Source organism: Dokdonella sp. (genome assembly GCF_039926425.1).
Taxonomy (GTDB): domain Bacteria; phylum Pseudomonadota; class Gammaproteobacteria; order Xanthomonadales; family Rhodanobacteraceae; genus Dokdonella_A.
The window spans coordinates 1-5,939 of the sequence record NZ_JBDSWZ010000132.1 but is presented as its reverse complement, the minus strand read 5'-3'; the positions used below and the strand labels follow the sequence as shown (position 1 = coordinate 5,939).

Sequence of the window (5,939 nt, the reverse complement as noted above, 5' to 3'; positions counted from 1 at the left end):
GAAGCGCACGGCCGCTATCGAAGTGCGCAGCTTGAAGTCGAACGGCTACGCATGGACATCCTGCCCAAGCTGGATCGTGCGGCTTCTGCTGCCGAAAAGGCGTACCGCGCAGGTGCCATCAGTTATCTGGAATGGGCGCAGCTGCAGTCCGAAGGTATTGCAGCGCGCAAGCAGCAACTGGACGTCGCGCTGGATGCACAACGCGCGCTGATCGAACTGCAACGCCTGACCGGCCAATCACTGGTCACGCATACCGCCCCCGCCGCGCGAGGAACCAACCCATGAGCAAGACGACTTCACTCACGCGCGCGCTGGCCGCAACCTTTGCTTTGGCAGTTGGCCTGGCCTTGGCCGGTTGCGGCAGCAAGCCCGCAGCGCAACCCGCTGACGCGCACACGGATGAGCACCCAGACGAACGCGGCCATGCCGAAAATGCTGGCGAAAAACATCCTGATGATGATGTGGCATCGACCAGCATTCCTGCCGCCGTTGCGCAGTCATCCGGCATCCGCGTCGAGCCGGTCGCGGCGGGCGTGATTGCGGACGAACATGAAGTCCAGGGCCTGTTGACGCCAGTGGAAGGTCGGGTCGCGCAGGTCATGGCGCGTTTTCCGGGGCCCATCCGCGCCGTGCATGCGGGTGTGGGCGACACGGTGCGTGCTGGGCAAAAACTTGCAAGCATCGAAAGCAATCTCAGCTTGACCACTTACACCGTGACATCGCCGCTTACCGGCACCGTGCTGCAACGCGCGGCGACGGTGGGTGCAGTCGCTGGCGAGGGCATGGCGCTGTTCGAAGTCGTTGACCTTTCCACCTTGTGGGTCGATTTGCACATCTTTGGCAATGACGCTGGTCACATCACTGCCGGCATTCCGGTGACGGTCACGCGTCTGAGTGACGGTGTCAGCATCGACACCACGCTGGAACGCATTCTTCCGGCGACCGCAACGGTCAGCCAAAGTACGGTCGCCCGCGCCCGCATCGACAATGCGGATGGCCTGTGGCGGCCTGGCGCCGCGGTGCGCGCACGGATCGTGGTGGATCGTGCCGATGCTGCGTTGGTGGTGCCATTGACCGCGTTGCAAACCGACGCAGAGGGTCGTGACGTGGTCTACGTGCGCGAGCAAGAGCGTTACGAACAACGCTCGGTGACGGTGGCCGGGCGCGATGCACACAACGTGGAAGTCACTGCAGGTCTCACGCCCGGCGAACAGGTCGTGGTCGCGCAAAGCTTCCTGGTCAAGGCCGACATCGGCAAGTCCACCGCTGCGCACGCGCATTGAAGGGGCCGCCATGCTTGAGCGACTGATTGCATTCTCCATCCGGCAGCGCTGGATGGTGCTGGTGCTGACCTTGGGGCTTGTTGCCTTGGGTAGCTGGAGCTTCACCAAGCTGCCGATCGATGCAACGCCGGACATCACCAATATCCAGGTGCAGGTCAACACCGAGACGCCGGGATATTCGCCGCTGGAGTCCGAACAGCGCGTGACATTCCCCATCGAAACGGCGCTGGCCGGCTTGCCCGGGCTGGACTACACACGTTCGCTGTCGCGCTATGGGTTGTCGCAGGTGACGGTGGCCTTCCACGACGGCACCGATATCTATTTCGCGCGCCAGCAGGTCGCCGAACGCTTGCAACAGGCTCGCTCGCAATTGCCTGCGGGGCTGGAGCCGTCGCTTGGGCCGATTTCGACAGGCATGGGCGAGATCTTCATGTACACGGTCGATGCAAAGCCCGATGCGCGCAAGCCGGACGGAAGCGCGTACACGCCCACCGACCTGCGCACCTTGCAGGATTGGGTCATACGTCCGCAGTTGCGCAACGTGCCGGGTGTGACCGAGGTCAACACGATTGGCGGGTATGAACGACAGATCCACGTCACACCTGATCCGGTGAAGCTGCGCGCGCTCGGTTTCACACTGCAGGACGTAGTGGCAGCAGTGGCCAGCAACAACCGCAACGTGGGCGCAGGTTACATCGAACGCAACGGTGAGCAGTTGCTGGTGCGCGTGCCCGGCCAGGTGGGCGATGCACAGCAACTCGGCACGATTGTGCTCGACCGCCGCGAAGGCGTGCCCATCCGCGTGCGCGACATCGCGACAGTGGCCGAGGGCAAGGAACTACGCAGTGGCGCGGCGACACAGAATGGCCACGAAGCCGTGATCGGTACGGTGGTGATGCTGGTCGGCGGCAACAGCCGGGACGTGTCCCGCGCGGCTGCAGCAAGGCTGCAGGAAGCCAATGCCAGCTTGCCGGAGGGCGTTGTCGCCACTGCGGTTTACGATCGGACGGCACTGGTGGACCGCACCATTGCAACCGTGTCGAAGAATCTGGTGGAAGGCGCACTGCTGGTCATCGTGGTGCTGTTCCTGCTGCTCGGTAATTTCCGTGCCGCGTTGATTACTGCGGCGGTCATTCCACTGGCGATGCTGTTTACCCTTACCGGCATGGTGCGGGGTGGCGTGTCGGGCAACCTGATGAGCCTGGGCGCGCTGGATTTCGGTCTGATCGTGGATGGCGCGGTCATCATCATCGAAAATTGTCTGCGCCGATTCGGCGACCAGCAGCGCGCGCTGGGCCGGGTCATGACGCGTGAAGAACGTTTTGCGACCACCGCAAGCGCGACGGCCGAAGTGATCCGGCCCAGCGTGTTCGGCGTCGGCATCATCACTGCGGTGTACTTGCCGATCTTCGCGCTCGGCGGGATCGAGGGAAAGATGTTCCACCCGATGGCGATTGCCGTGGTGCTGGCACTGACTGGCGCGATTCTTCTATCGATCACGTTCGTGCCCGCTGCAATCGCTGTTTTCCTGGGTGGACATGTTGCGGAAAAGGAAAATCGCTTGATCGCCTGGTCGAGGCATCGTTACGCGCCCTTGCTGCGGGCCTCGCTGCGCCTGCGCATGCCGTTGGTCGCTGCTGCCGCGCTACTCATTGTCGTGTGTGGATGGCTTGCGCCACGGCTTGGCACCGAATTCATTCCCAACCTCGACGAGGGCGACGTCGTGGTACAGGCGTTGCGCATTCCGGGAACCAGCCTCAGTCAGTCGGTCGACATGCAGAGGACCCTCGATGCGGCGCTTTCAAAGCTGCCGGAGGTGCAACGCGTGTATGCCCGGATCGGCACGGCGGAGGTCGCGAACGACCCGATGCCACCCTCGATCGCGGATACGTTCGTGATCCTCAAGGATCGCAAGGAGTGGCCCGATCCTGGAAAGCCGAAGCGGGTGTTTCTTGAAGAGGTCGAAGCCGTCATCGACGCAGTCCCCGGCAACAACTATGAAGTGACGCAACCGATCCAGATGCGCACCAATGAGTTGATCTCCGGCGTGCGTGCGGACGTTGCCGTGAAACTCTACGGCGATGATCTGGATCAGCTGGTCCGCACGGCCGAGGAGATCGAAGCGGTGATGGCCAAAATTCCTGGCGCCATGGACGTGAAGGCTGAGCAGCTGACCGGGCTTCCGTTGTTGACGGTCGAACCGAATCGCGATGCGCTGGCGAATTACGGACTCAACCCCGGCGACCTGCAAGACGCAGTTGCGACGGCGATTGGTGGCACCAAAGCGGGCCAGTTGTTCGAGGGCGATCGCCGCTTCGACATTGTTGTGCGATTGCCTGACGCATTGCGTGAAGATCCGCGGGCACTCGCTGAGCTGCCCATTGCATTGGGCGATGGAGCACAAGCAGACGAGTCGAGCGGCAAAGCAACATGGCTCAGCGGCGCACCGCATACAGTGCCGTTGCGCGAAGTTGCCAGCATCAAACAGCGACTTGGACCGAACCAGGTCAACCGCGAAAACGGCAAGCGCCGCGTTGTGATCAGCGCAAATGTGCGCGGACGCGATCTCGGCGGCTTCGTCGCCGAGGTCCGCACCGCGATCACGCGCGAGGTGAAGCTGCCTACCGGCTACTGGCTGGAATACGGCGGCACCTTCGAGCAGCTGATTTCAGCAAGCCAGCGCCTCGCTGTGGTGGTACCGCTGACCCTTGTGCTGATCTTCGGTTTGCTGTTCATGGCCTTCGGATCCGTCAAGGATGCCGGTATCGTGTTCAGCGGCGTCCCTCTTGCACTGACCGGTGGCGTGTTGGCGTTGTGGTTGCGCGATATTCCGCTGTCGATTTCGGCGGGTGTCGGTTTCATCGCGCTGTCGGGCATCGCGGTCCTCAACGGCCTGGTCATGATCAGCTTCATCCGCAAGTTGCGCGCGGAAGCCGTTCCACTGGACGAGGCCATTGTCGATGGAGCACTGGGTCGGCTGCGGCCAGTCCTGATGACCGCGTTGGTGGCATCGCTTGGCTTCCTGCCGATGGCATTCAACGTCGGCGCGGGTTCCGAAGTGCAGCGGCCGTTGGCCACGGTGGTAATTGGCGGGATCGTGTCATCGACACTGCTGACGTTGCTGATCCTGCCTGCGCTGTATCGCTGGTTGCATGGGAGCGAGCAATCGCAGGTTGGAAGCTCCAGCTGATCGCTCGCGAGATGCACCGATTGTGCTAAGTGATGTGCATTGCGCGCCGTTTCCGTCCGAAAAGCGACCGTCCTCCTGGAAGGTCTGAACGAGTCCTCGTCGGCGCGGCGTCTCCGCGCCCACGTCTGCTGATTGCCGGCCTCCCTCTTCACATCACGCAGCGCGCACTCAATCGAAGTGCCACGTTCGCCCATCGACTCGTCACGCCAACACGCTGCAACGGCGCGGCGCGCGCGAGATGACTTCTCCACAGCCCCTGCGTTCAATCGGCGCCATCATCGCGCCGGCACGCTTCGTGAGAGCCGCTTCTGCTCGAGCCTTTTCGACACAGTACCCTGTCTGCTGACGTCGTACCGCTCCATCGGACCGGAACCGGTACGCGCAACGATGGGCCCGCGGATATCGGCTGGTCCGGGCATGCTTGCATTGAAGGTGTGTCGAAATCAGAGCCCGATGTTCGTCTTGTTGATACAAGCTCGGTCGGTGACCCAGCGAAGACAAGGAGCGATGACGTGACACGCTATCTGATTTCATTCGACGATGGCTCGATGGCCCACATTCCTGATGCGGACTGGCCGGCGGTGGGCGAGGCATCTCATGCGGTGGTTCGGGACGCCAAGGCCGCCGGAGTCTGGATCTTCGGCGGCGGGGTTCTGCGCCAGCAATCGACCATCGTTGCGACCGACGGGACCATTTCAAGCGGACCCTTGCCGGAAACAAAGGCGGTCGTCGGCGGATTCTCCATCATCGAGGTTTCGACGCGCGAGGAAGCTCATGCGTGGGCGACGCGCATCGCCGAAGGATGTCGTTGCGCACAGGAAGTTCGCGAAATCATGTATGACCCCGAGTCCTGATCGGAATCGCTCAAGGACCGAGCTCATTCAAATTCAACGGATGCTCCGTGACGACCCGCCTGGCCGGCAACGCGCCGCACTGCGCGACGCGGGATCGCCCATATCCCGTTCAACGACCTCCGCCCCGCCAGCTTCGGCTTCGTCACGCGTCCGGAATGACCGCATCATGCGTGCACGTTCAATCAGATTCCAAGCGAGCCGCTGGTTTCACTTGGGGAGTCGTGGTGGAACCGCAGACTCTGACGTCGTTGCGTGCAAGACCGGCTGCCGCGAATCGCGACCCCGATTCGTCGATGGCGGTGACGCTGCACGCTGCACGCTGCTCCGACGCGTTACGGATCGGGGCGTGCGGGGGAGCGCGAGATTCAACCGAGCACTTCGCAGGCCGCTGACGAGATGATGTGTTCGCGGTTCCGCTGTGTCAGCGGTCGGTCGTGTGGTTGCGACGAAGCCGTCGTGCGGCAATGGCCATCAGCAGAAATCCCGCCAGCAGTTTGGCGACCAGACCGATATCGGGCGCGCTGACAGCTGCGCTTGCGGTCGGCTGCGCGACGAGTTGCAGGAGAGGCGAGTTGTTGCTGTCGTCACGATCGCCGATCCGCCCGCCGGTTG

The 5,939-nt window shown here is 62.7% G+C and carries 4 protein-coding genes and 1 pseudogene; 4 read left to right on the top strand and 1 reads right to left on the bottom strand.

What is annotated here, in order from left to right:
- From ABIV12_RS08050 to ABIV12_RS08035, 4 genes and pseudogenes are all read left to right on the top strand, one after another.
- Positions 1–285: pseudogene (locus tag ABIV12_RS08050) on the top strand (TolC family protein); the annotation flags it as partial.
- Complete coding sequence (locus ABIV12_RS08045) at positions 282–1,283, top strand: efflux RND transporter periplasmic adaptor subunit (RefSeq protein WP_348058060.1); 1,002 nt, start codon at positions 282–284, stop codon at positions 1,281–1,283. The pseudogene ABIV12_RS08050 and the gene ABIV12_RS08045, both read left to right, overlap by 4 nt.
- Positions 1,284–1,293: 10 nt before the next feature.
- Positions 1,294–4,473 (top strand): CusA/CzcA family heavy metal efflux RND transporter, encoded by a 3,180-nt coding sequence (locus tag ABIV12_RS08040; protein WP_348058058.1) that lies wholly within the window; start codon positions 1,294–1,296, stop codon positions 4,471–4,473.
- A 512-nt stretch (positions 4,474–4,985) separates the two neighbouring features.
- Positions 4,986–5,327 (top strand): YciI family protein, encoded by a 342-nt coding sequence (locus tag ABIV12_RS08035; protein WP_348058056.1) that lies wholly within the window; start codon positions 4,986–4,988, stop codon positions 5,325–5,327.
- Positions 5,328–5,748: 421 nt separating this feature from the next.
- Here ABIV12_RS08035 and ABIV12_RS08030 read toward each other — a convergent pair.
- A partial coding sequence (locus ABIV12_RS08030) for a hypothetical protein (RefSeq protein WP_348058054.1) occupies positions 5,749–5,939 on the bottom strand: 191 nt, incomplete at its 5' end.

What these genes read in the sequence shown, in the direction of transcription:
- ABIV12_RS08045 (WP_348058060.1), top strand. Translation starts at nt 282, where the DNA reads ATGAGCAAGACGACTTCACTCACGCGCGCGCTGGCCGCAACCTTTGCT.
- ABIV12_RS08040 (WP_348058058.1), top strand. Translation starts at nt 1,294, where the DNA reads ATGCTTGAGCGACTGATTGCATTCTCCATCCGGCAGCGCTGGATGGTG.